This is a genomic window from Hyunsoonleella aestuarii, assembly GCF_006148925.1.
GTDB lineage: Bacteria > Bacteroidota > Bacteroidia > Flavobacteriales > Flavobacteriaceae > Algibacter_D > Algibacter_D aestuarii.
The window spans coordinates 1-25,705 of record NZ_VAWB01000002.1 but is presented as its reverse complement, the minus strand read 5'-3'; the positions used below and the strand labels follow the sequence as shown (position 1 = coordinate 25,705).

The following is a 25,705-nucleotide window of genomic DNA, read 5'->3' as shown; positions in this document are numbered from 1 at the left end:
AGATACATTTTCCTTAAGAGGATTAATAAACATTTCCCTATTTTTGATTTATGCTGAAGAAAACAAAATTAGTATTAGCTCTAAGTATATTACCTCAATATTTACTTATAAAACTACTTTCAAAATCTCCTGAATTTATTGAACAGTATTACAGTAATGGACTATATCCCTTTCTGTCGAAAATTTTTAGATATGTGTTTGGTTGGGTTCCGTTTTCTTTTGGAGACATATTCTATGCATTAGCTATTATATACGCTATTCAATGGTTTTATAAAAACAGAAAGCGACTTAGAAAGGATACTAAAAATTGGTTTATAGATATTTTTGTAGTTATTTCTATAATCTATTTTGCCTTTCATGTATTATGGGGCATGAATTATCATAGGTTACCGTTACATAAGAATCTAAATTTAAAATCGGAATATTCGACCGAGCAATTGATAGATGTCACTAACAAATTAATCGAAAAATCTAATTCAATACACTTAAAAATAACTGATAACGATACGGTTAAAATAGATTTACCTTTAAGCAAAAGTGATATACTTAAGTTAGCCCCAAATGGTTACGAAAACTTAAAAGAACGCTTTCCGCATTTAGAATACCATCCAAGAAGTACCAAAAAATCATTATTTAGTTACCCCTTGACATATATGGGTTTTAGTGGTTATTTAAATCCGCTAACAAACGAAGCTCAAGTAGATGGTATTATTCCTGTTTTTAAATTTCCTACCACGACTTCTCATGAAATGGCACACCAACTAGGTTATGCTGCTGAAAATGAAGCTAATTTTATTGGCTTTATGGCAGCCACAAACCACGACAACATTTACTTTAAATATTCAGGATACACCTTTGGTTTACGTTTTTGCTTAAATGAAATTTACATGCGTGACGAGTGTTTGTTTGAAGATTTAGCAGCCGATGTAAATAAGGGTATTTTAAAAAACTATAAAGAAACACGAGAATTCTGGGAAGCGCACCAAAACCCATTAGAACCTTTCTTCAAAATATTTTATAGTAATTTCCTCAAGGCCAATAACCAAAATAAAGGCATGGAAAGTTACAGCTATGTTGTTGCTCTGCTGGTAAATTATATTGAAAATCACCCAGTATAATGGGGTGAAAAATCAATTAGGCATTGTTTTAAACACCCATCGCATTTTTATTTTTTTTAACTTAAAAACTTAAATTTAAGTTATGAGAATAATATTATTTACACTGGTTTTAGGATTATGCTTAAATAATTATGCTCAACAAGATAATGACACGAATACAACACTGCATCTTGCAGTTGATTTTAAATACCAAAACGACGAAAACTCATTTTATTATACAACCACATTAAATCCTGATTTGAATAGTCAAATAATTGCTGTTAAGTATGTTGATGATTTACCAAAAAATAGCCTCTATATTGATTCAAAACGCATTAAATTTTCTAATTTTCAACCAATAGACATTGATTTAAGCAAGGAGCTCAACAAAATTATGCATAAATTCCCGGGTGATGGGAGTAACTTAATGCTTGATGCTAGAGATTATAGGCATTAAGGTATAAGTTCCGCTCCATTTGGCACCTCAAAAATACCATCTTCTGGTTTTTCTTTAGATATTTTAATATCCGTGAATTTTAAATCACTGCGCACGGTAGCTGGTATATTATTCTCAATATTATACCAAGTTAAAGTTTCTGGCAACACTAAACCATCAATATTTTGCCAATTACTATACTTTATAAAATGCCATTCTTTACTTTTTTCCTTCGTAAAATAAGTAACCGTATAACCCAGCCATTCCATCTGATGGGAATCGGCATCATAATATAAAATATACTCGTCCTCTGGCGACTCTCCTACTCCACCTTCATAAGATATTTTAATACCAGGATACGATTTACCTTCAAAATCTAACGCGTCTACATCTTCATAAATAATACCATCATCTGCCAAAATAAATGGTATCGCGTAAAAATAGAACATCAGGTTATAATAGAATCTAGCATTTCCCTTGTAAGTGGCAGTATCTTTATTTTTTAACCAAACATCTTCTCCGTTAAACCCAATAAGGTGATTTGGCATCTCAATTAACGATCTTCTGTTCTTCAAATTAGTCGTGGTTACCTCGTCACCATTTGACCTTTTCATGGTAAATTCAAGAGCCTTCATGGTATTCCATTTATCTAAACTCCCGTGAGCATCAAATACTTTTGTAATATTTTCTGGGTAGACACTAGTTGTTACATCAAGTGTTTCTTCAGAATAATCTATAGTTGGTGCTGTTTTATTTTTACATGAAAAAATTAAAACTATAAGAGATAAGAAAAGTATTCTTTTCATTGGTGTATTTTAAATGGTTTACTTCTTTGACGAAGTTAGTAGATTATAATTACATAAAAACATTTACTTTTGTTTCTCCTTTATGAAAATAATAATAAGCCCACAAAACACTTATATAAAATACCTTGTTCAATTAAAGGACAAATCTCGCGAACGCAAAAAATCCGGCTTGTTTTTAATCGAAGGGCATCGTGAAATTTCTTTAGCGATTAAAGGCGGGTATAAGATAAAAACCATTTTATTTTTTCCCGACTTATTTTCTATTGATCAGCTTAACGACTTAACATCACAACCAATAGACCTAATAGAAATTTCAAAAGAGGTATACCAAAAATTAGCATATCGCGATACCACAGAAGGCATTTTAGCGTTAGCACATACTAAAAGCAATCATTTAATAGATTTAAAACTAGCCAATAAAAATCCTTTAATTTTAGTTGCCGAAGCACCTGAAAAACCAGGAAACATTGGCGCACTGTTAAGAACTGCCGATGCGGCAAATTTGGATGCAGTAATTATTGCTAATCCTAAAACCGATTTATACAATCCAAACATTGTACGTTCCAGTGTAGGTTGTTTATTTACAAATGAAATTGCAACTGGAACAACCATAGAAATTATTGAATTTCTAAAAGCAAACCATATTAATATTTATTGTGCAGCCTTACGAGCCTCAGTAAATTATCTCACACAAGATTTCAATAAACCTACAGCTATTGTTGTTGGCACAGAAGCTACAGGCCTAAGTAATGAATGGCTAGAAAATTCTACCCAGAACATTATTATACCAATGCAAGGTGAAATAGATTCCATGAATGTTTCTGTTGCTGCTGGGGTTCTTATTTTTGAAGCTAAACGACAACGTGATTTTAAATAATACTAAATGACTGCAAACACACTTTTCTATATTATCATAGCAATTATTGTTATTAACTTTATTGTTGATAAGGTATTAGACGCATTAAATGCTAAACATTTTAATGATGACTTACCAAGTGATCTACAAGATGTTTACGATGCTGATGAATACAAAAAGTCACAGAATTACAAAGCGACAAAATACAGGTTCGGAATAATCACCTCATCGTTTTCACTTGCACTAACGTTGGGTTTTTTATGGTTTGATGGTTTTGAATTTATAGATGACATAGCCAGAAGTTATAGTGAAACCCCTATTATAATTGCTTTAATTTTCTTTGGTATCATTATGATTGGCAGCGATTTATTAACGACACCACTTTCATATTACAGCACCTTTGTAATTGAAGAAAAATTCGGATTTAATAAAACAACCATAAAAACTTTTATTGCAGACAAACTTAAAGGTTGGCTTATGATGGCTATTGTTGGTGGTGGAATTTTAGCACTTATTATTTGGTTCTATGAGGCTACTGGAAAACAATTTTGGCTTTATGCATGGGGATTAGTTGGCGTATTCACTTTGTTTATGAATATGTTTTATTCTAAATTGATTGTGCCACTTTTTAATAAGCAAATGCCTTTAGAAGAAGGAACATTAAGAGATAAAATTTCGGCTTACGCTAAAACTGTTGGTTTTAAATTGGATAAAATATTCGTGATTAATGGTTCTAAACGAAGTACAAAAGCTAATGCCTATTTTTCTGGTTTTGGTAGTGAAAAACGGGTCACACTCTATGACACATTGATTAATGATTTAGAAGATGAAGAAATTGTTGCTGTTTTAGCTCATGAGGTTGGACATTATAAAAAGAAACACATTATTTTTAATTTGTTTGCTTCCATTGTATTAATAGGGATGACACTTTATATTTTATCTTTGTTTATTTCAAATCCCTTATTATCTCAAGCCATTGGTGTACAAATACCAAGTTTTCATATTGGGTTAATTGCTTTTACGCTCCTTTACTCACCAATCTCTGAAATTACAGGATTAATTATGAATGTGTTTTCAAGAAAATTTGAATATCAAGCCGATGACTACGCCAAAACTACATACAAAGGTGAACCGCTGATCACTTCATTAAAGAAGCTATCTAAAAATAGTTTAAGCAACTTAACACCTCATCCCGCTTATGTATTTATGCATTATTCGCATCCTACACTTTTGGAACGGATTAAGAATTTGAGGAATTAATGTTAGTCCCAAAAGGCATTAGGCAAAAGTTGAATTTGTAAAATTTTCAACTAAATTAGTTTAACGTCGGATGCAAGCAATAAAATAACGGCGCATTTCTTTGAAGCCATAAACGACAACAAAAAATTACTCTAAACTAGCCAAACTTGCCTTTAAAGTATCAATCTTTGCCAAAGCATCTGCTTCTTTTTTCTTTTCGCTAGCCACAACTTGCTTGGGTGCATTGTTTACAAAACGATCGTTAGATAATTTCTTTTGAACCGATTTTAAGAAACCTTCGGTATATTTTAATTCTTCGGTTAATTTTTCAACCTCAGCCCCAACGTCTATCGCTCCAGCCATTGGAATAAAATATTCATTAGATTTTACCCTAAAGGTTAGCGCTCCTTCAACAGCTTCAGAAACATAATTAATAGCTTCTAGGTTTCCTAACTTAGAGATTATAGCATCGAAGGTAGCCTTTGTGTTTTCGTTATTAATCACACTAAATCCAATAGCATCTTTAAAAGCAATATTTTTTTGTTTTCTAATGGTTCTTATGCCAGATATAACCTCTGAAGCAAAATCAAATTCATTGACTAAGCTAGTACTGACTTCATTAAATTCTGGCCATTTAGAAACGATTAAAGCTTCATCGGTATTGCGTTCTACAATATGCTGCCAAATTTCTTCGGTTATGAAAGGCATAAAAGGATGCAATATTTTTAGATTATTTTCTAAAATAGCAATAGCCGCATCGTAGGTTTTTTTATCAATAGCCTGTTGATATGCTGGTTTTATCATCTCTAAAAACCACGAACAGAAGTCATTCCAAATTAATTTATAGGTTTCCATTAAGGCATCGCTAATGCGGTACTTGCTGTAATGATTCTCGATTGTATTTAGAGCCTGCTGAAACTTCGCTTCAAACCATTCAATGGCTATTTTAGAGGATTGCGGTTGTTCAATATCGGTAACTTCCCACCCTTCTATAAGTCTAAATGCATTCCAAACTTTATTGGCAAAGCCTTTTCCTTGGTTACAAAGCGCCTCATCGAACATTAAATCATTACCTGCTGCAGAACTTAATAATAAACCAACACGTACCCCATCGGCACCATAATCCGAGATGAGTTTTAAAGCATCTGGAGAATTACCTAGTGATTTACTCATTTTTCGGCGTTGTTTATCTCTCACTAATCCGGTAAGGTAAACATTTTCAAAAGGTTTTTCATTTTTGTACTCATAGCCTGCCACAATCATACGCGCCACCCAGAAAAACAAAATGTCTGGTCCCGTTACCAAATCGTTGGTTGGATAATAGTATTTAATGTCTTCGTTTTCAGGATTTCTTATGCCATCGAATACACTCATTGGCCATAACCATGAGGAAAACCACGTATCGAGTGCGTCAGAGTCCTGACGTAAATCGCCTACAACTAAAGACTTATCGACTGCGCCCGAAGTGACAGACAGTTTTTTATTCGCAAGTTCGACAGCTTCTTCTATGGATTCAGCTACTACAAAATCTTCTTTACCATCTCCATAATAATAGGCTGGAATTTGTTGCCCCCACCATAACTGACGCGAAATATTCCAATCTCGAATATTTTCCATCCAATGGCGATAGGTGTTTTCAAACTTTTTAGGAAACAACTTAATATCCTCTGTTTCTAAAACGGCTTTCAAAGCAGGTTTCGCTAATTCTTGCATTTTTAAAAACCATTGGTCGCTTAAACGAGGCTCTATAATAGCCTTAGTGCGTTCTGAAATCCCAACACGGTTGTTGTAATCCTCAATCTTTAGAATATGACCTTTATCCTCCAATTCTTTTACAATATCCTTTCGAACCTCAAAACGGTCTCTTCCTTGATAATGCAATCCGAAACTATTTAAGGTTGCATCTGAATTAAAAATATCAATAACTTCCAATCCGTGTTTATCACCTAGACCCTTATCATTTTCATCATGTGCTGGTGTTACCTTTAAGCAACCCGTTCCAAATTCAACATCTACATAGTCATCCTGAATAATAGGAATGGAACGCTCGCATATTGGGACTATTGCTCTTTTTCCTTTTAAAGCTTGATGTCTTTCATCGTTAGGATTAATACAAATAGCGGTGTCACCAAGAATGGTTTCTGGTCTAGTAGTAGCAATAGTTAAGGTCTTGTTAGACCCTTCTAATTTATAGTTGACATAATAGAGCTTCCCTTGTTTTTCAACGTACTCAACTTCCTCATCAGACAGTGTGGTTTGGGCTTCTGGATCCCAGTTTACCATACGATAACCCCGATAAATTAGGCCTTTATTGTATAAATCGACAAAAACCTTTATTACAGCTTCAGACATATCGTCATCCATGGTGAATTTGGTTCTGTCCCAATCACATGAACATCCTAGTTTTTTTAACTGCTCTAAAATCACCCCACCAAACTCATGCGTCCAATCCCAAGCATGCTTTAGAAATTCGTCTCGAGATAAATCGTTTTTATCAATTCCTTGCTCCTTTAGCTTCGCCACTACCTTAGCCTCTGTTGCGATAGATGCGTGATCGGTACCTGGCACCCAACAAGCATTTTTCCCTTGTAAACGTGCACGTCGAATTAATACATCTTGAATAGTATTATTCAGCATGTGTCCCATATGCAAAACTCCCGTTACGTTTGGTGGAGGAATGACAATTGTGTAAGGCTCTCTTTCATCTGGTGTTGAATGAAAATAGTTATTTTTCATCCAGTAATCATACCACTTACCTTCTACCTGACTAGCATCATATTTTGATGGAATTTGCATACTTTGGAATAGTTTTTGACAATTGATGTGCAAAAGTACTTATATTTCTTTTTCTGTGAAAGCAGATAGAAAGTAATATAACTATTGATATATTAGGTAGATGAACCATAAAGTAATGCCATACGTACTTTTAAGTAAGTCGAATATGTTAATACTGATGTATTACATCTAAATTTTTTGTGGTTTGATTAAAAAGTAAGTATGTTTGACATGACATTAGTACTAAAATGTTTATTAAATATACTTATAGATTATAATTGGAAGAAGATAATTATTAACATTTAAAGATAAAAAAAGATGAAACAATTAATTACTATTATGTTTATCGGATTAATCAGTTTTTCGGTAAATGCGCAAGCGAAAATTGAATTCAAATCTGAAACTATTGATTACGGTACCATTGAAAAAGGGGCTGATGGTGTTCGTGTATTTGAGTTTACGAATACAGGTGATGAACCTCTAATCATTTCAAAAGTAAGTTCAAGTTGTGGTTGCACTATCCCTAAAAAACCGAAGGATCCTATTATGCCAGGAAAAACAGGTGAAATAGAAGTAAAATACGACACTAACCGAGTTAACCCTATTAGAAAAACAATTACAGTAATTTCTAATGCTGATAAACCAACAATAGCTTTAAAGATAAAGGGCTTAGTTGTAGACTCAAGCAAGGAAAGTGTTCTAGAAAAGAAAAACAAAAGTATAGTTCAGCAATAAACATAACCTAGAATACCTCAAACCCGAATATAATCATATTCGGGTTTTTTATTTGAAAACATCTTCTAAAACAAAATTAAAGTTCATATCTACACCTTTCCTACTTATTCGTAATCTTATTTTGTTTCCCGTATCCCCATAAAACAGATGCATGATTTGTTGCAGTCTGAATTCATGAGCTGGTTTTCCATTAATAGTAAGAATAATATCTCCTAACTTAAGTCCTGCTTTTTCAGCTGGAGAATCTGCTCGAAGTTCAACTATACCATATGCTGGTTTTAAAGACATTTTATAACGATTATCTAGAACAATTCGAGTCCCGTTTTGAGTATCACTCTTAGAATAATGGTCACTAGGAATAAACTTCTCGCGTTCTCTTACTAACCTAACCCCATTATGCGCTAACTCAATTCCACTTTTATTGTAAGTAAATTTTTCTTTAAAATAACCATTTTTTCTTAACGTTATTAAGGCACGACGATAATCGAAAATAATATTAAATCGCTTTAATATATTACCAGAAATACTACCATTTCTACCTTTAAAACGTTTTGCGAAAGCTATAGAGGTAGAATCTGGAAAAGCTACATTAACCTTCTTTAATTTAAAGCCATCTATTAACAACGATTTTACCCTTGAGCGTTTACCATATACGCTGCCACTTAATCCGTGACCTAAAAAATCATTAAAAAATTTGTTTTCTACATTTATTCCGAGTGAGTCATCCTCGAACAACCAAAGCGCATCACTTCCTCCAGAATCTATTAATAGTTTTACAGGGATATCTTTTTCGTTAATATTTACTTTAACATTAATGTATGGTTTATTATTGTAAAACTCTAAATGCAATACTTCACATTTATCACAATCTTTATAACTGAAATTTTGCGGCTCTGTTAGCCTAATATACTTATGCGAATAATTAACTTCAACAATCAAATCTTTAAGTAAATCAAACCCCATTATACCATGGATAGGAATACCTAGACGAGGTGCGAAATTTAATTTAGAATCGTAAACCGCGTATAAGTCTTGATTAAGATTAATAGCATCACCAACCCTAAAAATATTATTTCTCGACTTTAAAGCTTCGACTTGTTCACCATCTCCCAAACCTCTTAAAAAAATGCTTTCAGTGTCTTTAATTTTTAAGGTATCCGAAACATTCAAAAAATTAAATATTATTGGTTTACTTACACCAGTATCTAATAAAAATGAAAGTTCTACCCCGTTAATTTCAACTGGAATTACTATTAAATTATTAATAAACTTAAATCTAATTTTATCAGATTTGTTTTTATTTTGGACATGAAATTTTCCTTGAGAAAAACTTAGTTGAGAAAGGCATATAAAAAGAAATAAAAGACAACAAATGCGATTCATTAAGAAAACTATAAAATTTATACAATCAATTTACGAATCTTTAGATTATTATGGTTAATTCTACCCGTTTTTTAAAAAAACTTTAAGATAATTTTCTCAACTTTGCCTTAAAATAATTTCTTCATGCCATCAATCTCAAATAAAGGTCAGTCAATGCCTCAATCACCAATTAGAAAGCTAGTTCCCTATGCAGAAGAGGCTGTTAAGAAAGGCAAATCCATTTACTACCTTAATATTGGACAACCAGATATAAAAACGCCTGCATGTGCCTTACAGGCTGTAAAAGAAAGCAATATAGAAGTATTGGCCTATTCGCGTTCTGAAGGTTCTGAAACATATAGACAAAAGATTGCTGCCTATTATGCCAAACATGACATTTTATTAGGACATAATGATATTATTGTTACTACTGGTGGAAGTGAAGCACTGCTCTTTGCATTTGGCAGCATTATGGATGTGGATGATGAAATAATTATTCCCGAGCCTTTTTATGCCAATTACAATGGTTTCTCAACAGCATCTGGTATTAAAGTCGTTCCCGTAATATCAAAAATTGATAACAATTTCGCATTACCTCCTATTGAAGCATTTGAAAAACTTATAACCCCAAAAACGAAGGCTATTTTAATTTGCAATCCCGGAAACCCAACGGGTTATCTGTACTCTAAAGAAGAAATAAAAAAGCTGGCAGATATTGCTAAAAAAAGAGATTTATTTTTAATCGCAGATGAAGTATATAGAGAATTTACCTATGATGGTAATTCACATTACTCTATAATGCAAGAAGAAGGTTTAGAAGATTATGCCATAATGATTGATTCAGTTTCAAAGCGCTACAGTATGTGTGGTGCTAGAGTTGGTTGTTTAGTGTCTAAAAATAAAAAGGTTATTGAAACTGCTTTAAAGTTTGCACAAGCTCGTTTGAGTCCACCCACACTTGCCCAGATAGCTAGTGAAGCTGCTTTGGACACACCTCAAAGTTATTTTGATGATGTTAAAGAAGAATATGTAGAAAGACGGAATACTTTAATTTCTGAATTACAAAAAATTGAAGGTGTTAAAGTAGCTAAACCAAAAGGAGCTTTTTATTGTATTGTAGAACTCCCTGTAAAAAATTCGGATGATTTTGCTCAATGGCTATTAGAATATTTTCAAGTTGACGGTGAGACCATTATGGTAGCTCCAGCAGGTGGATTTTACTCAACTCCAAATGTTGGTTTAAACCAAATTCGTATTGCTTACGTACTTAATAAGGAGCGTTTAATCAAGGCTGTTAATATTTTAAAAGAGGGCTTAAAAGCTTATAAAGACTAAGTGCAAATCGACCAAAACATATCCTTAAAGCCGTATAATACTTTTGGCATTGATGTTAATGCTCAATACTTTGTTTCTATTAACTCCATAGAAGAGCTAATAGATATTCTAAAACTGGAGGAATTCTCAAATAGATTAATCCTAGGAGGAGGCAGTAATATGCTACTTACTCAAAATCAAGATAAATTAGTTATTCATATAAATTTAAAGGGTAAGAAAGTCATTTCAGAAGATAAAGACTTTGTAACTGTTAAAGCAAATGCAGGAGAAAATTGGCACGAATTTGTGCAATGGTGCTTGAAGAATGATTTTGGAGGTCTTGAAAACCTATCTTTAATTCCTGGTAATGTTGGTACAGCTCCAATTCAAAATATTGGGGCATACGGTGTTGAGCTTAAAGATTCGTTTGTCTCCTGTGAAGCCTTGTCAATAGAAACGCATTCCATTAAATCATTTGATGCCGATGATTGCCAATTTGGGTATAGAAACTCTATTTTTAAACAAGAAGCAAAAGGGAAATATATCATAACAAGTGTTACATTTAAGTTAACTAAAACTAAGCACAAGTATAAGCTCAATTATGGTACTATTCAGGCTCAATTGGAAAACTATGGAATTTCAATACCTACTATTCAAGACGTTTCTAATGCTGTAATTGCAATTCGAGAAAGCAAACTGCCAAATCCAAAAGAGATTGGTAATAGTGGTAGTTTTTTTAAAAACCCTGTCATATCAAAATCACACTATAACAATTTAGTTCAAAACTTTAAAGACATACCGAGTTATCCAGTTTCAGAGGATGAAGTTAAAGTTCCTGCTGGATGGCTTATTGAAAAAGCTGGCTTTAAAGGTAAACGTTTTGAAAATTATGGTGTTCATAAAAAACAAGCGTTGGTGCTTGTTAATTATGGGAATGCCAAAGGTGCAGATATATTAAATCTTTCAAAATTAATTCAAATTACAATTAAAAGACTTTTTGATATTTCCATAGAAACCGAAGTAAATATTCTTTGATAAAAAAGAAATTTCTAAATTTGGTTTAAAAGGTTACGAAATAACACTCTAAAATCTAAACACTTGATAACAGCAATAGAAAAAGAAATAGTAAGCCTTCTCAAAGACGGTGACAAAAAGGCTATTACTCTGCTGTATGAAAATTATGCTGATGCGCTGTATGGTGTTATTAAAAAAGTAATATCGGATGATGACACGGCTCAAGATGTTTTACAAGAGAGTTTCGTGAAAATATGGCGCTACGCCAAAAAATATGATGCTAGTAAAGCAAAATTATTCACTTGGCTTTATAGAATCGCCTATAATTCTGCCATAGATAAAGTAAGATCTTACAAAAACAAACAAGACAAGGAAGTCCAAATTGAGACTTCATCCGTATATAAAATAACATCAAATGAATTAAATCAGGATGTTTTAGATTTAAGAAAACATCTTGGTGTTATTGACGAGAAGTACCAAATTGTAATAAATGCCCTCTTTTTTGAAGGCATGACACAGCAAGAAGCTAGTGAGGAATTGAGTATTCCGTTGGGCACAATAAAATCGAGATTAAAAATTGGACTTCGTGAGTTGAAAAAGATTTACGATCCACAATAAAAATGTCATGAATGAGAAAATAACTACTTTTTTAAATTCTGGCCTATTAGAAAAATATCTAGTGGGAGCAACTGATGCTGCTGAAACAGCAAAAGTGGAAACCTACATTTCAAAATATCCAGAAGTACAAAATGCATACAATACATTGCAATTTAACTTAGAAATTGTTGCGAAAAAAAATGCAATTGAAGCTCCTAAGAGTATCTTAGATAATATTATAGAAACACTTGATGATAGACCCTTAATAAAACTAAGTACTTTGAATAAATACAAGTCTTGGTATAAAATAGGGGTTGCTGCTTGCGTAGCATCTATTATTTTTGCTGGTACTTCGTTTATGTTTTATAAACAAAATCAAAAACTTAATGATTACAATTCACTTTTAAATGAAGAAAACCAAGTGGTTGTTGATGAAATTTTTGACCTTAGAAGTGATATCGAGAATAATAACAAAAAGCTGGATGCAGTGATGCAGCAGTTTATCAAATTAAACGATCCTGAAACCTATAAATACATTATTCAAGGTAACAGTCGTGCAAAAGAATTGAAAACGGTGGCTTATATAAATCCTAGAGAAAAAACATCTATGATTGATGTGGTTTCACTTCCCAAATTACCAGAAGAACAATGCTACCAGATATGGGCAGAACTTCAAGGTAAAATGGTAAGCTTAGGTATACTTAATGAAGCTGATAGACAGCTGAGAGCTATACCTTATACTGAAAATGCCTTAGCTTTAAATATTACTATCGAGCCAAAAGGAGGAAATTCTATCGCATCTTTAAACAATTCTGTAGCAACAATAAGCCTTCAATAGAAGAAGTCTAAATATAAAAAATAGCCTTTCTAAACATTTAGAAAGGCTATTTTTTATGAATCTTAATTGTAATCTATTCTTTATCGAATAAGGCTTTATGAATAAATCCAGCAACAATGGCTCCAGCTATTGGTGCTATCCAGAATAGCCAAAGCTGAGAAGTATAATCTCCCCCAGCAAATAAAGCTTGACTTGTTGATCGCGCAGGATTTACTGATGTATTTGTAATTGGAATACTAATTAAATGAATCAATGTCAAGCCAAGGCCAATTGCAATTGGTGCAAAACCTTTTGGCGCTCTTTCATTAGTACTTCCCAAGATAATTAAAAGGAAAAACGCGGTTAAAATAAACTCTGCTATTAACGCCGCTGTCATAGAATAACCATCTGGTGATAAATCGCCATAACCGTTAGCCGCAAAACCACCAATATTCACAAAATCAGATTTATTAGTTATAATTAGATACAAAGCACCAGCTGCAACAAAAGCACCAACTAGTTGAGCAATAATATACCCTAGTAAATCTTTAGCTTCAAATTTCCCTCCAGCCCATAAACCAAAAGAAACGGCTGGGTTAAAATGTCCGCCCGAAATATGTCCGACAGCATATGCCATAGTTAAAACGGTAAGACCGAATGCCAATGCAACTCCAACAAACCCAATTCCTAATTCGGGATAACCTGCTGCAAAAACAGCACTACCACAACCTCCAAAAACAAGCCAGAAGGTTCCAAAAAACTCTGCAAATAATTTTTTCATATTCAAATAAATTTAACTGGTTAGTATTTCTTAAAAGTACAAATAATTAATATTTAGACCCTAATTGAGAAATTAGTCACATAAATTTTTATAATCGGCACCTATTCAAATTTCAATGCAAAATGGTATCTTTGCACAAATTTTTATACATGAAACTTCTCTTAATAACATTAATTTTGTTAGGTCTTGGAATAGCGGGTATAGCTATTAAAATTTGGGCAAAAAAAGATGGCAAATTTGCAGGAACTTGTGCTAGCCAAAATCCCATGATAAATCAAGAAGGAGAAGCTTGTGGTTTTTGCGGAAAAACACCCGATCAATTTAGCGACTGTAAAGAAACTCAACATTCTTAAAGTCTTATGTTCATTCTTGATATTTTATTCTACAGTTTTATTGTAGTTGTATGTTTTCAAGTCTCTTTTTATCTTTTCGTTTATGGTCGATTTGCCTTTTCGAAAGTTCAAAAGGCAGCACCTAAAAAGATCTCTGTATCGGTGTTAATTTGTGCTAAGAACGAAGCAGATAATTTATCTAGTTTTCTACCTTCTATAGTTAATCAAGATTACCCAGAATTTGAAATCGTTTTAATTAATGATGCCTCTAGTGATGAGACATTAAAAGTCATGGAAAAATTTTCAGAAATGCATAGCAATATAAAAATTGTTAATGTAAAACCTGTAGAAACCTTTTGGGGCAATAAAAAATACCCATTAACATTGGGTATAAAAGCATCTAAATACGACTTCTTATTATTTACCGATGCGGATTGTAAACCAGTTTCTAAGAATTGGATAAAGGCAATGGGCGCAAATTTTAGCAATAAGAATGACATCATTTTGGGTTATGGTGCACATTCAAAAATTAAAAATTCATTTTTAAATAAACTTATACGATTCGAGACCCTAATAACAGCTATTCAATACTTTTCATTTGCTAAAATAGGTGTTCCATACATGGGTGTAGGAAGAAATTTGGCCTACAAGAAGGAAGCCTTCTTTAATGCTAATGGATTTATGGGGCACATGAATATTAAATCTGGGGATGACGATTTATTTATAAATCAAATAGCAACAAAAGATAATACAACTATCTGTTTCGCTGAAGATAGTTTTACTGAATCTGTATCGAAAAAGAATTTAAAATCCTGGATAAAACAAAAAAGACGTCATGTATCGACCGCAAAACATTATAAGCAAAGTCATAAAATAGTTTTAGCCCTGTCTTACTCCTTCAACTTATTTTTTTGGATTTTAGCAACTGTACTTTTAACTTTTACATTTAAATGGCCTTTTGTAATTGGTATCCTATTATTGAGACTATTAGTTCAGTATATAATAGTTGGATTTTCAGCTAAAAAATTGAAAGAAACAGATGTTATAATTCTACTTCCATTCTTAGAAATTTTCCTAGTTATAGTTCAATTATATATATTTATAAATAATCTAATAGCAAAACCAAAACATTGGAAATAGAAGAAGCCATTAAGCGAGCAAAAATGAATGATCAAAAAGCATTTAATTATCTGCTTGATTTATACTGGGATGATGTTTATGGTTTTCAGTTAAAGCGTATTCAAAATGAAAATGATGCTGAAGATGTTACTATTCGGGCGTTTTCTAAAGCTTTTGATAAAATTGACACTTTTGATGAGTCCTATAAATTCAAAACTTGGTTAATCGCTATTTCGAAAAATATACACATCGATTTACTTCGAAAAGAAAAAAAATCCATCACCCATATAATCACAAAAGACAATAAAGGTATTTTTCAAGTATTAGACGAATCTCCTACACCCGAAGACAAACTCATTACTGAGCAACATCTTGCAAAATTGCTTAGGGACATTAAAAAATTAAAACCTGATTACCAAAAAGTAATTAATTTAAGGTTCTTTCAAGAATTGACTTACAAAGAGATTTCAAATGAGCTTAATGAACCCATTAATAATATAAAAGTTAAGCTTTTACGAGCAAAAAAACTACTAGCAAACATAATTAGCGAGTCTAGTTAATTTTCAGCTTTTAAAGGTTTTCATCTTAAGTTAAACAAAGGTTTAATTATAGAATACTTCGTATCTTTGTAGCTATATTTTTATAGTATGAATACAGAAACTACTTCAAATATATTACCAGAAAGACAAGCCAAACCAAAATGGTTGCGAGTAAAATTGCCAACGGGTAAAAAATACACCGAACTAAGAGGTTTAGTTGACAAGTATAAACTAAATACGATATGCACCTCTGGTAGCTGCCCGAACATGGGTGAATGCTGGGGCGAAGGCACTGCTACCTTTATGATATTGGGTAATGTTTGTACGCGTTCCTGTGGGTTCTGTGGAGTTAAAACTGGTAGACCAGAGACTGTTGACTGGGATGAACCGGAAAAAGTGGCTCGCTCCATTAAAATAATGCAGATTAAACATGCTGTTCTTACTAGTGTAGATAGAGACGATTTGAAGGATATGGGAAGTATTATGTGGAGTGAAACTGTTAAGGCTGTTCGAAGAATGAATCCAGAAACAACATTAGAAACTCTAATTCCAGATTTTCAAGGGTTAGAACAACATATTGACAGAATAATTGATGTCGCTCCAGAAGTTGTATCTCACAATATTGAAACCGTAAGGCGTTTGACCAGAGAAGTCCGAATACAAGCCAAATACGACCGAAGTATGGGGGTTTTAAAATATTTAAAACAACAAGGCCAACGCAGGACAAAATCTGGTATTATGCTAGGTTTAGGAGAAACACGAGAAGAAGTTATTGAAACACTTCATGACTTGAAAGAAAATGATGTAGATGTAGTTACAATTGGCCAATACCTTCAGCCGAGTAAAAAACATTTACCAGTGAAACAGTTTATTAATCCAGGTCAGTTTGAAGAGTATAGAGAAGTTGGATTGAGCCTAGGATTTAGACACGTTGAAAGCAGTGCTCTAGTCCGGTCTTCATATAGAGCGCAGAAGCATGTTAACTAATAGACATGATAAAGATTGCTATTAATGGCTTTGGAAGAATTGGTAGGCGTGTTTTTAGACTTTTAGAAAAGGATAATAATATTGAAATTGTTGCTATAAATGATTTAGCAGATTCAAAAACATTATGTCACTTACTTAAATACGATAGTGTTCACGGGGTTTTAGACAATAATATTTCCAACGAACCAAACGCCTTGGTTGTAGGTGAAAAGTATATTTCTTTACTAAACGAAAGTCATCCAAAAAACATCAATTGGAAACCTTTTGGCGTAGATTTTGTGATTGAATCGACCGGTAAATTTAAAACTACAAATGATTTAGAATACCATATTTCAAATGGCGCTAACTGTGTTATTTTAAGTGTTCCTCCCGAAAAGAATGACATTAAAACTATTGTACGTGGTGTAAACGATTCAATAATAGATGGATATGAAACTATTATTTCAAATGCGTCATGCACTACAAATAATGCCGCTCCAATGATAGATGTGGTTAAAAAACTTTGTGGTATAGACCAAGCGTACATTACCACCGTTCATTCTTACACTACGGACCAGAGTCTTCACGACCAGCCACATAGAGATTTAAGGCGGGCAAGAGCAGCAAGTCAATCGATTGTTCCCACAACCACTGGTGCAGCCAAAGCTTTGACTAAAATTTTCCCAGATTTGTCAGATGTTATTGGTGGTTGTGGTATTAGAGTTCCAGTAATAAATGGCTCACTTACCGATATTACCTTTAATGTAAAAAAAGAAGTTTCAATAGAAGATATTAATAACGCTTTTAAAGATGCTTCCAAAAATGAATTTAAAGGAATTATTGAGTATACCAGTGACCCCATAGTATCAATAGACATTGTTGGAAATACGCATTCATGTATTTTCGATTCTCAAATGACATCGGTAATTGGAAACATGGTTAAAATTATTGGATGGTATGATAATGAATCTGGCTATTCTCAAAGAATTATTGACTTAATTTACAATTTATCGGAAAAAAAGTGCGTTTTATCGATAAAATAATTATATTTGTTTTTAATTATATGTAATAATGTCCCAAACTAAACACTACATATTTGCAATAATATTGCTTATTGTAACGACTGTATTCTCTCAAGAGTCAATTAGTGATGACCCAGAAATGGTTCAAAATAGTATTGATTATCACATTGATGAGTCAAAAAAAGATGTTGCTAACTATAACTACTTCGAAGCACAAAAAAAACTTGATGAAGCTCTAGCTCTCGCTGAAAAAATAGACAATAAAATAAGTATTGGTATTATTTACGCTACAAAAGGAAAGTTACAGCTTTTAATAGAAGAAGAAGATGAAGCTATAAAATCGTTAAATAAAGCGATTGAGGTTCAAAGGCTTATTGACGACAACCTTAACATTGGGGAGTCGTATAAAACTTTTGGCGACATTTATTTGAAGAAAAAGGAATATTACGCTGCACTAGACTCTTTTAAAGCTGCTACAACAAAATTTGAGGAACAAAATCTCGAACAAAAAATGGCAGACGTTCTTTTTTGCGAAGGTATAGCGTTTATGCATCTGGATGATCTAAAAAATGCAAGAATACATTTTGAGCAATCAATTTCCTTAGCTAAAAAACATAATCTTTTGCGAACACAAAGCAATGCTTTGGCTAACCTTGCTAAAGTATTAGAAAAGCAGGGAGACATCAATAAAGCTCTGCTGATAACAGATGAGAGTTTAAAAATCGCAAAAGAACAAAACTATCCAGAAATATTGAGCAATCTATATTTGATGCTTAGTAAAACAAATTATAATCTTAACAATTTTAAAGCTTCAAGTGATTTTTTAAAAGCACATTTAAAATTAGCAGACTCCTTAAGATTAGTTAAAAGGGAAAATCTATCTCCCGAGAAAAAAATTCAGTATCTAATTAACGACCAAATAGAGAATAATAAAAGGCAAAAAGAAGAATTAGCCGAAGCTAATAGTAAAAACGACTTAAGTACACTTATTTCCATTTTAAGTGTTGCATTGATAACAATTCTTTCACTTTTAACCTTATCCCTTTATAAGAATAATAACATTCGTTTAAAAACCAATAATATGCTCCATAAAAAAAATAGCGAGCTTATTATTGCCAAGGAAAAAGCCGAATTAGCATCAAAAACTAAGGCTAACTTCTTATCAACCGTTACCCATGAGCTGCGCACGCCGTTATATGCAGTTACTGGATTAAGTAATATGCTTTTGGACGAAAACCCCAAGCCGGAGCAAATTCAGCATTTAAAATCACTTAAATTTTCAGGAGATTATCTTTTAACCTTTATAAACGATATTCTTCAAATTAATAAAATTGAAGCCAACAAAGTTGAACTAGAACCGGAACCCTTTAACTTAAAAAAGAAAATTAAGAATATTGTTTTAGCCTTAAATAATTCAGCTTTAGACAATAATATTAAGATCCATTTTGAGTTTGACAATAATTTACCTCAAAACTTCATTGCGGATCAATTAAAAATTTCTCAGATTCTTATCAACCTAATAGGAAACTCTATAAAATTTACCAAGGATGGAGATATTTGGATTCGTGTTTACAAAATTGACCAAAAAGACAATACTTATACCTTACGTTTTGAAGTTGAAGATAACGGTATTGGTATTAGTAAGGAAAAACAAGAAAATATGTTCGAAAGTTTTTCTCAAGGATCCATCCAAATTAACCGAAAATATGGCGGTACAGGTTTAGGTCTTTCCATTGTTAAAGGTTTAATTGATATATTAAAGGGTAAAATCTATTTAAAAAGTGAACTAAATAAAGGCACAACCTTTTATTTTGAAATTCCTTTAGAATACACCGAGAAGGAAGAGGTAAAAGAAACCAAACCTTCTTATTTTAACGATAACAACGAAATAGACTTAACAAAGGTGAAGATTTTAGTTGTTGAGGACAATAAAATTAACCAAATGATTACTAAGAAGATTCTGACAAAAATGAATCTTAATTGTGATATCATTGATAACGGTGAAGACGCTGTAGACATGATTAAAACGAATAACTACAATATCGTTTTAATGGATATCCACATGCCAGGAATAAGCGGTATCGAAGCTACAAAAATTGTTAGAACATTCGATAAAGAGTTAACCATATTTGCTTTAACTGCTGTTACCATTGAAGATAAAATGCATGAATTCGATGAAGCAGGTTTTACTGATATTATTCCAAAACCATTTAAACAAGAGGAGTTTGAGAAAAAGCTGTTCAATGCTTTAAAAGCTAAAGCGCCAGCTAATAAATCAGCTTAGTTATCATTTTTCATATAATCTAGTACCAATTTATTAAAAGTTGCTTCATTGTCCATTTTAACCTGAATTGGTAAATAAAAGAGTTTATCTTTTAACTCAGCGTACTGTTTTAACCGCATAAAATCCTTTTCCGTAGTCAATATCAATTCTTTTTGCTTTAAAGCTTCGATATCTTCAATAGAAAATTCATGATGATCCTTAAAATTTAAGTGTTCAAATTCTAACTTATTGACCTTTAAAAATTCTACTAATGGATTGGCATTGGCGATTCCAGTTACTAATGTAAAATCATTTAACTCACTTAAATTTCTTTTAGATTCCATTGTAAAAACTTTATCTGAATAACTGATAGAACTAAAAAAAACATGCTGATTCTTATTTGGTTTGATTTGTTTCAAAATAGAATCCTTATCTGAATTTGACAACCCCTTTGGACATTTTGTAACAACAATAATGTCTGCTCTTTTTGCACCTCTTCGAGGTTCTCTTAAATCTCCTGTTGGCAAAACTATATCACTGAAATAAGGCTTCTCAAAGGTAGTTAGCATAATATTAAATCCTGCCTTCACTTTTCTATGCTGAAAAGCATCGTCAAGTAATACAATCTCTATAGAGCTTTCTTGAACTATTAAATTTTTAATCCCGTTGATTCTATCTGCATCAACAGCTACAAGAATATTTTCTTTAAACTTACTATAAAACTGAAACGGTTCATCACCTAATGAAGCTGCTGAGGAATTTTTATTCGCTAATTGGAAACCTTTTGTCTTCCTTTTGTAACCTCTACTTAAAGTGGCAACCGCAAAATCATCCTTCAATAACCGTATTAAATATTCAATCATTGGTGTTTTTCCTGTTCCACCAACGCTTAAATTCCCGACACAAATTACCGGAAAGTTATACGAAACAGATTTCAGTAGACCTAAATCAAATAGTTTGTTTCGTAGCCAAGTAACCAAATAATAGACAGGAACAAATGGAAATAATATGTATCGTAATATTTTCACAATAGCGAAAATATAATATTTATATTTGTTTTATAACCCATCCCGACAAATAATATGGTTATTCAAGACGTCATAAATTATTTAGAAAAACTAGCACCTTTAGCCTATGCAGAAGACTTTGATAATGTTGGTCTTTTGGTTGGCAACAAAAACACACCTATTAAAGGCATTTTGGTCACTTTAGACACCCTTGAAACTGTGGTTGAAGAAGCTATTTTTAAAGATTGTAATCTTATTGTTAGTTTTCATCCTATCATATTCAAAGGTTTAAAAAAACTAACAGGCGAAACCTATGTGGAGCGCGTTGTGATGAAAGCCATAAAACATGACATTGCCATTTATTGCATGCATACAGCGTTAGACAATGCATCTCAAGGTGTCAATAATATGATTTGTAATCAACTAGAGTTACACAATAGACGTATTTTAATTCCGCAAAGTGAAACCATAAAAAAATTAACAACCTACGTTCCAAAAGATGAAGCGGAACATCTAAGAACAGATATGTTTAACGCAGGCGCTGGCACAATTGGTAATTATAGTAATTGCAGTTTTAACGTTGATGGATATGGAACCTATAAAGGAAATGATGCTTCTTCGCCTATAAAAGGAGTAAAAGGTGAATCACATACCGAAAAAGAAACTAAGATTACAGTAACCTTTCCAAAGCATTTAGAGTCAAAAATAATCCAAACGCTTTTTAAATCGCATTCCTATGAAGAAGTGGCATACGAAATAACAACTTTAGAAAACAAAAATCAAAACATAGGTATGGGAATGATTGGAGATTTAGAAACTCCAATGGATGAAACCAGATTTTTAAAATACTTAAAAAATAAAATGGAAACAGAAGTGGTAAGACACTCTGCATTCTTAAATAAGAAAATAAAAAAAGTTGCCGTTCTAGGTGGCTCTGGAAGCTTTGCTATTGCGGCAGCGAAAGCAGCAGGAGCGGATGCTTTTGTTACTTCAGACTTGAAGTATCATGATTTTTTTACTGCAGAAAACAACATCCTGTTAGCGGATATTGGTCATTATGAAAGTGAACAGTTCACAAAAAACCTTTTAGTAGCATATCTTACAAAAAAAATTACTAATTTTGCAGTCGTTTTATCGAACACAAATACCAATCCTGTTAAGTATTTTTAAAGTATGGCTAAAAAGAAAGAAGCAACTGTAGAAGAGCGTTTAAGAGCTTTATACGATTTACAATTAATAGATTCTCGCATTGACGAAATAAGAAATGTTCGTGGTGAACTTCCTTTAGAAGTTCGCGATTTAGAAGATGAAGTAGCTGGATTAAACATAAGACTAGAAAAATTAGTTTCAGGTTTAGAGTTAATTGATAATGATATTGCTTCTAAAAAGAATCTTATTGAAGAATCTAAAGCGCTTATCAAGAAATATTCTGAGCAACAAAAAAACGTTAGAAACAACAGAGAATATAACTCACTTACAAAAGAAGTTGAATTCCAGGAATTAGAAATTGAGCTAGCAGAAAAGCACATCAGAGAGTTTAAAGTACAAATAGAACAAAAGAAAGAAGTTATTGCTGAAACTAAAGAACGCTTAAAAGAACGTGAAACGCACCTGAAACATAAAAAAGGTGAATTAGATGCTATTTTAGCTGAAACTGAAAAGGAAGAAAAAGCACTAATTGAAAAGTCTGAAGAATATAAAACTCAAATTGAAGAGCGTTTAGTTTTCGCTTACAATAGAATTCGTCAAAATGTTAAAAATGGGTTAGCTGTTGTTCCAATTGAAAGAGGAGCATCAGGAGGATCTTTCTTTACTATTCCACCTCAGGTTCAGGTGGAAATTGCTTCTCGTAAAAAAGTAATTACAGATGAGCATAGTGGGCGTATTTTAGTTGATGCAGCACTAGCTGAAGAACAAAAATCTAAAATGGAAAAAATGTTTTCTAAAATTTAATCCATATAGCAAATACAATTAAAAGCCTTCACAATGTGAAGGCTTTTTTATTATGAAAACTTTCACAAAGTAATTCTTAAGATTTTGTATTTTTATTCGTCTATTGAAAAAAGAAAAATTATGAACCGTATTATCTTATTATTGGTATTTGGACTATTCTTTAGTTGCCAAAACACAGCTCAAATTAATTCTAAACTAAAAGAAGTTATAAACGCTGATCCTATTCAAGTTCCATTAGAAAATGGTAAGGCAAAAGCCTATTTTGCCAGTGGTTGCTTTTGGTGTGTTGAAGCTATTTATGAGAGTGTTAAAGGTGTAGACGAAGTAATTAACGGCTACTCTGGAGGGCACACTAAAAATCCATCCTACGAATCCAGTAACACGGGAAGAACAGGTCACGCCGAGGCTGTAGAAGTTATTTACGACCCCAATATTGTCGGTTTTTCTACTTTAGTTGACGTTTATTTTGCATCACAAAACCCAACACAATTCAATGGACAAGGTCCCGACCGAGGTTCTCAATACCGCTCGATTATCTTCTATCAAAATGATGAACAAAAACAGATTATCTTAAAAAAGAAAGAAGCCCTAACTAAAAAATTAAAAGGAAAAATTGCGGCTGAAGTTTACCCATTTCAAAAATTTTGGGTAGCTGAAGATTATCACCAGAACTATGAAAGACTGCATCCAAATAACGGTTATATTAGAAATGTTTCTATCCCTAGACTAAAACGTTTTCAAGCTAAAATGCCAGAAGTTTTAAAAAAAGGCGGGCATTAATTCTTTATCCTTTAGTTGAAACTTTCTATTAAATTTTCATAAGTAAAAAAATATAGTTGCGTTTTAACCATTATATTTTGGGGGTAAAAATCGTAATTGTTTTTTTATATATTCGTTGTGAATCGTTATTTGGCAACTATTCACCACAGAAAAACGGTGACTTAAATAAAATGGAATTATTCAACTACATAGCAATCGCCTTCTCATTTGTCTACACAGCGGCGGCACTTAGACTTTTAGGAGGCTTATCTTCTGCAATTAATAAAGATCGCAGATATATAGTGCACTTATTATTTATTGTAATTCAATTAATAAGTATTATTACTAGTTTTTGGGGAATATGGGCACATAGAAATCTAGAAGATTGGAAATTATATAAATTCATTTTCCTTCTAATGGATGGTGCATTATACTATTTTATTGCCACAGTCTTAGTTCCAGAAAATCCTAACGAAATAAATTCTTGGAGAGATTATTATTATAAGAATAAGCATAAGCTATTCTATGCAATTCTTACATTTTTAGCGTATATTCAATTAAATGGTTACATTTTGACTGACGAAGTATACTTCGGTCCAGAGCAATATTTCCATTTAATTGGACTTATTCCAATAATTTTTGGTTTGAAGAGCAAAAGTCACAAAATACATTTAGCCATTGCTTGTTTCTATTTAATAATGGTATTTACAATGATGCTTACTGTAGCTTCAGAACCTGGATGGGTAGCTCAATTATAAACTTTCAAAAAGCACAACAATGATTTGTAAAAACTGTGATTTTGAATTTAAAGGAAAGTATTGTTCAAATTGCTCGCAAAGTGCAAAAGCAAACTTTAGATTAACATTTAAAAGTATAATTGGTGACTTTTTAGATACCGTTTTTAACCTAGACAAAGGCTTTATTTATACATTTTGGAACTTACTCAAACAACCTGGTTTTGTAACACGAAGTTTTATAAATGGTAAGCGTAAAAATTTTACAAACCCAACAAAGTATATAATACTAGCAACAGCAATTCAAGCGCTTGGAGAATACCTTTTTATGTTTGAGGAACAAGGTGTTCCATTTACAAAGTTCTTCTTCCTTTCAAGTGAATTGAACGAAAACATGCATTTGTGGAATGAAACAATGACTCTTAACTATCCAATACTTTTTGGAATTATTAATCTAATAGTTTGGCCCATTCCACTATACTTTTTATTCAAAAAATTAAAAAATAATATTCCTGAACTTATAGCTGCCATGATGTACTTCTATGGAACTATTGTCATACTAATTCAGGTAATGTCTCTTATACATGCTCCCACAACAGGTAAAAATCTTCCAATTGAGTTGGTTAGCTTATTGGGAACAGTTTATATGTTATATGCCTTGTTGTCATTTTATAAAAGAGGAAGTATATCTTGGCGAATTCCAAGAATAATAATTGCAATGCTATTTCTTATAGTTTACAGAATGTTCATCCTACCATTTGCGTTGGCATATTTTTTTCCTCTAGCATCAAGTTAGACAAACATTCAAGTGATTAGAAGAACCAGTCAAAACTGAATAAAAAAGTTTTTATTTAAAAAATATTGTCGAAAATTCATATAAGTAATTGCTTGTTATCAACTACTACTGAAGACAAATATGAAGTTACAAGCGAATTCCTTCCATTCTTCTAATTATTTTAAGACTTGGTTGCCTTTAATGTGAAAATCAGTGGGTATAATTTTTCCTTTGTAACATACATACCAGATTCGGTTTTAATTAAATCTGGTAACACATTATAAGGGCTTTCATCAAATTCTTTAAGATATTCAATATGTAAACCTGCCTCGGTTAAAGCTGAAACTATTTCTCCTAGTCCATGATTCCATCCGTATTCCTTACTTATCATTTTTGACCCTTCTTCC

25 protein-coding genes and 1 pseudogene are annotated in these 25,705 nt (G+C 32.4%); 20 read left to right on the top strand and 6 right to left on the bottom strand.

Translation table 11 applies throughout. From position 1 onward, the window contains the following. The first annotated feature begins 50 nt into the window (after positions 1-50). Both FEF17_RS09675 and FEF17_RS09670 read left to right on the top strand, forming a co-directional pair. Entirely contained in the window at positions 51-1,118 is a 1,068-nt protein-coding gene (locus FEF17_RS09675; RefSeq protein ID WP_139002202.1) for a DUF3810 domain-containing protein, read from the top strand. An 82-nt stretch (positions 1,119-1,200) separates the two neighbouring features. Continuing rightward, positions 1,201-1,554: a hypothetical protein gene (locus FEF17_RS09670; protein WP_139002201.1), complete on the top strand. Its 354-nt coding sequence runs from the start codon at positions 1,201-1,203 to the stop codon at positions 1,552-1,554. Here the strand turns inward: FEF17_RS09670 and FEF17_RS09665 are convergent. Further along, entirely contained in the window at positions 1,551-2,339 is a 789-nt protein-coding gene (locus tag FEF17_RS09665) for a DUF6503 family protein (RefSeq protein WP_139002200.1), read from the bottom strand. The two genes, FEF17_RS09670 and FEF17_RS09665, sit on opposite strands and share 4 nt — an antisense overlap. Before the next feature lie 82 nt (positions 2,340-2,421). Between FEF17_RS09665 and FEF17_RS09660 the strand changes: the two genes are divergently transcribed. Further along, positions 2,422-3,216 carry a TrmH family RNA methyltransferase gene (locus FEF17_RS09660; RefSeq protein ID WP_139002199.1) on the top strand — a complete coding sequence of 265 codons (795 nt, stop codon included), beginning with the start codon at positions 2,422-2,424 and terminating at the stop codon, positions 3,214-3,216. Between the two features lie 6 nt (positions 3,217-3,222). Then, positions 3,223-4,455, top strand: a complete 1,233-nt coding sequence (locus tag FEF17_RS09655) for a M48 family metallopeptidase (protein ID WP_139002198.1) — start codon at positions 3,223-3,225, stop codon at positions 4,453-4,455. A 126-nt stretch (positions 4,456-4,581) separates the two neighbouring features. Here the strand turns inward: FEF17_RS09655 and FEF17_RS09650 are convergent, their stop codons facing one another. Next, entirely contained in the window at positions 4,582-7,230 is a 2,649-nt protein-coding gene (locus FEF17_RS09650; RefSeq protein WP_139002197.1) for a valine--tRNA ligase, read from the bottom strand. 297 nt (positions 7,231-7,527) lie between these two features. Between FEF17_RS09650 and FEF17_RS09645 the strand changes: the two genes are divergently transcribed. Then, positions 7,528-7,944 carry a DUF1573 domain-containing protein gene (locus FEF17_RS09645; RefSeq protein WP_139002196.1) on the top strand — a complete coding sequence of 139 codons (417 nt, stop codon included), beginning with the start codon at positions 7,528-7,530 and terminating at the stop codon, positions 7,942-7,944. A 48-nt stretch (positions 7,945-7,992) separates the two neighbouring features. Here FEF17_RS09645 and FEF17_RS09640 read toward each other — a convergent pair whose 3' ends face one another. Continuing rightward, positions 7,993-9,327 (bottom strand): aspartyl protease family protein, encoded by a 1,335-nt coding sequence (locus FEF17_RS09640; protein ID WP_139002195.1) that lies wholly within the window; start codon positions 9,325-9,327, stop codon positions 7,993-7,995. A 123-nt stretch (positions 9,328-9,450) separates the two neighbouring features. Here FEF17_RS09640 and FEF17_RS09635 point away from each other — a divergent pair, with 123 nt between their 5' ends. From FEF17_RS09635 to FEF17_RS09620, 4 genes are all read left to right on the top strand, one after another. Beyond that, positions 9,451-10,641 (top strand): pyridoxal phosphate-dependent aminotransferase, encoded by a 1,191-nt coding sequence (locus FEF17_RS09635; RefSeq protein WP_139002194.1) that lies wholly within the window; start codon positions 9,451-9,453, stop codon positions 10,639-10,641. Next, positions 10,642-11,655 (top strand): UDP-N-acetylmuramate dehydrogenase, encoded by a 1,014-nt coding sequence (gene murB / locus FEF17_RS09630; RefSeq protein ID WP_139002193.1) that lies wholly within the window; start codon positions 10,642-10,644, stop codon positions 11,653-11,655. It abuts the gene before it with no gap. Between the two features lie 63 nt (positions 11,656-11,718). Beyond that, entirely contained in the window at positions 11,719-12,252 is a 534-nt protein-coding gene (locus FEF17_RS09625) for an RNA polymerase sigma factor (RefSeq protein WP_139002192.1), read from the top strand. Positions 12,253-12,259: 7 nt separating this feature from the next. Further along, positions 12,260-13,069, top strand: a complete 810-nt coding sequence (locus tag FEF17_RS09620) for an anti-sigma factor (RefSeq protein ID WP_139002191.1) — start codon at positions 12,260-12,262, stop codon at positions 13,067-13,069. 73 nt (positions 13,070-13,142) lie between these two features. Here the strand turns inward: FEF17_RS09620 and aqpZ are convergent, their stop codons facing one another. Next, positions 13,143-13,829: an aquaporin Z gene (gene aqpZ, locus FEF17_RS09615; protein WP_139002190.1), complete on the bottom strand. Its 687-nt coding sequence runs from the start codon at positions 13,827-13,829 to the stop codon at positions 13,143-13,145. 149 nt (positions 13,830-13,978) lie between these two features. Between aqpZ and FEF17_RS09610 the strand changes: the two genes are divergently transcribed. The 6 genes from FEF17_RS09610 to FEF17_RS09585 all read left to right on the top strand — a co-directional run bounded on the left by FEF17_RS09610 (position 13,979) and on the right by FEF17_RS09585 (position 20,091). Continuing rightward, the gene (locus tag FEF17_RS09610; RefSeq protein WP_139002189.1) at positions 13,979-14,182 is read left to right on the top strand and encodes a membrane or secreted protein; all 204 of its coding nucleotides are present in this window, start codon (positions 13,979-13,981) and stop codon (positions 14,180-14,182) included. A 6-nt stretch (positions 14,183-14,188) separates the two neighbouring features. Next, positions 14,189-15,301, top strand: coding sequence for a glycosyltransferase (locus FEF17_RS09605; protein ID WP_211342475.1), 1,113 nt, complete (start codon positions 14,189-14,191; stop codon positions 15,299-15,301). After that, positions 15,292-15,840, top strand: coding sequence for an RNA polymerase sigma factor (locus FEF17_RS09600; protein ID WP_139002187.1), 549 nt, complete (start codon positions 15,292-15,294; stop codon positions 15,838-15,840). The genes FEF17_RS09605 and FEF17_RS09600 overlap by 10 nt, the downstream gene beginning before the upstream one ends. Positions 15,841-15,927: 87 nt before the next feature. After that, entirely contained in the window at positions 15,928-16,806 is an 879-nt protein-coding gene (gene lipA / locus FEF17_RS09595; protein WP_139002186.1) for a lipoyl synthase, read from the top strand. 5 nt (positions 16,807-16,811) lie between these two features. Next, positions 16,812-17,828: a type I glyceraldehyde-3-phosphate dehydrogenase gene (gene gap / locus FEF17_RS09590; RefSeq protein WP_139002184.1), complete on the top strand. Its 1,017-nt coding sequence runs from the start codon at positions 16,812-16,814 to the stop codon at positions 17,826-17,828. Positions 17,829-17,856: 28 nt separating this feature from the next. After that, the gene (locus FEF17_RS09585) at positions 17,857-20,091 is read left to right on the top strand and encodes an ATP-binding response regulator (RefSeq protein WP_139002183.1); all 2,235 of its coding nucleotides are present in this window, start codon (positions 17,857-17,859) and stop codon (positions 20,089-20,091) included. Here FEF17_RS09585 and lpxK read toward each other — a convergent pair. Beyond that, entirely contained in the window at positions 20,088-21,098 is a 1,011-nt protein-coding gene (lpxK, locus tag FEF17_RS09580; protein WP_139002182.1) for a tetraacyldisaccharide 4'-kinase, read from the bottom strand. The genes FEF17_RS09585 and lpxK overlap by 4 nt on opposite strands. A gap of 54 nt (positions 21,099-21,152) precedes the next feature. Here lpxK and FEF17_RS09575 point away from each other — a divergent pair, with 54 nt between their 5' ends. The 5 genes from FEF17_RS09575 (at position 21,153) to FEF17_RS09555 (ending at position 25,319) form a co-directional block, all read left to right on the top strand. Further along, positions 21,153-22,247, top strand: a complete 1,095-nt coding sequence (locus tag FEF17_RS09575; protein ID WP_139002181.1) for a Nif3-like dinuclear metal center hexameric protein — start codon at positions 21,153-21,155, stop codon at positions 22,245-22,247. A 3-nt stretch (positions 22,248-22,250) separates the two neighbouring features. Then, positions 22,251-23,030: a zinc ribbon domain-containing protein gene (locus tag FEF17_RS09570; protein WP_139002180.1), complete on the top strand. Its 780-nt coding sequence runs from the start codon at positions 22,251-22,253 to the stop codon at positions 23,028-23,030. 120 nt (positions 23,031-23,150) lie between these two features. After that, positions 23,151-23,810, top strand: coding sequence for a peptide-methionine (S)-S-oxide reductase MsrA (gene msrA, locus FEF17_RS09565; protein ID WP_139002179.1), 660 nt, complete (start codon positions 23,151-23,153; stop codon positions 23,808-23,810). Between the two features lie 170 nt (positions 23,811-23,980). Continuing rightward, on the top strand, positions 23,981-24,547 hold the full coding sequence (locus FEF17_RS09560; protein WP_139002178.1) for a hypothetical protein: 567 nt from the start codon (positions 23,981-23,983) through the stop codon (positions 24,545-24,547). A 19-nt stretch (positions 24,548-24,566) separates the two neighbouring features. Continuing rightward, on the top strand, positions 24,567-25,319 hold the full coding sequence (locus FEF17_RS09555) for a DUF3667 domain-containing protein (RefSeq protein ID WP_139002177.1): 753 nt from the start codon (positions 24,567-24,569) through the stop codon (positions 25,317-25,319). Positions 25,320-25,479: 160 nt separating this feature from the next. Here the strand turns inward: FEF17_RS09555 and FEF17_RS09550 are convergent. Next, positions 25,480-25,705, bottom strand: a pseudogene (locus tag FEF17_RS09550) (SAM-dependent methyltransferase); the annotation flags it as partial.

Coding starts and splice junctions, on each gene's coding strand:
- FEF17_RS09675 (WP_139002202.1), top strand. CDS start 51: ATGCTGAAGAAAACAAAATTAGTATTAGCTCTAAGTATATTACCTCAA.
- FEF17_RS09670 (WP_139002201.1), top strand. CDS start 1,201: ATGAGAATAATATTATTTACACTGGTTTTAGGATTATGCTTAAATAAT.
- FEF17_RS09665 (WP_139002200.1), bottom strand. CDS start 2,339: ATGAAAAGAATACTTTTCTTATCTCTTATAGTTTTAATTTTTTCATGT.
- FEF17_RS09660 (WP_139002199.1), top strand. CDS start 2,422: ATGAAAATAATAATAAGCCCACAAAACACTTATATAAAATACCTTGTT.
- FEF17_RS09655 (WP_139002198.1), top strand. CDS start 3,223: ATGACTGCAAACACACTTTTCTATATTATCATAGCAATTATTGTTATT.
- FEF17_RS09650 (WP_139002197.1), bottom strand. CDS start 7,230: ATGCAAATTCCATCAAAATATGATGCTAGTCAGGTAGAAGGTAAGTGG.
- FEF17_RS09645 (WP_139002196.1), top strand. CDS start 7,528: ATGAAACAATTAATTACTATTATGTTTATCGGATTAATCAGTTTTTCG.
- FEF17_RS09640 (WP_139002195.1), bottom strand. CDS start 9,327: ATGAATCGCATTTGTTGTCTTTTATTTCTTTTTATATGCCTTTCTCAA.
- FEF17_RS09635 (WP_139002194.1), top strand. CDS start 9,451: ATGCCATCAATCTCAAATAAAGGTCAGTCAATGCCTCAATCACCAATT.
- FEF17_RS09620 (WP_139002191.1), top strand. CDS start 12,260: ATGAATGAGAAAATAACTACTTTTTTAAATTCTGGCCTATTAGAAAAA.
- aqpZ (WP_139002190.1), bottom strand. CDS start 13,829: ATGAAAAAATTATTTGCAGAGTTTTTTGGAACCTTCTGGCTTGTTTTT.
- FEF17_RS09610 (WP_139002189.1), top strand. CDS start 13,979: ATGAAACTTCTCTTAATAACATTAATTTTGTTAGGTCTTGGAATAGCG.
- FEF17_RS09605 (WP_211342475.1), top strand. CDS start 14,189: ATGTTCATTCTTGATATTTTATTCTACAGTTTTATTGTAGTTGTATGT.
- lipA (WP_139002186.1), top strand. CDS start 15,928: ATGAATACAGAAACTACTTCAAATATATTACCAGAAAGACAAGCCAAA.
- gap (WP_139002184.1), top strand. CDS start 16,812: ATGATAAAGATTGCTATTAATGGCTTTGGAAGAATTGGTAGGCGTGTT.
- FEF17_RS09585 (WP_139002183.1), top strand. CDS start 17,857: ATGTCCCAAACTAAACACTACATATTTGCAATAATATTGCTTATTGTA.
- FEF17_RS09575 (WP_139002181.1), top strand. CDS start 21,153: ATGGTTATTCAAGACGTCATAAATTATTTAGAAAAACTAGCACCTTTA.
- FEF17_RS09570 (WP_139002180.1), top strand. CDS start 22,251: ATGGCTAAAAAGAAAGAAGCAACTGTAGAAGAGCGTTTAAGAGCTTTA.
- msrA (WP_139002179.1), top strand. CDS start 23,151: ATGAACCGTATTATCTTATTATTGGTATTTGGACTATTCTTTAGTTGC.
- FEF17_RS09560 (WP_139002178.1), top strand. CDS start 23,981: ATGGAATTATTCAACTACATAGCAATCGCCTTCTCATTTGTCTACACA.
- FEF17_RS09555 (WP_139002177.1), top strand. CDS start 24,567: ATGATTTGTAAAAACTGTGATTTTGAATTTAAAGGAAAGTATTGTTCA.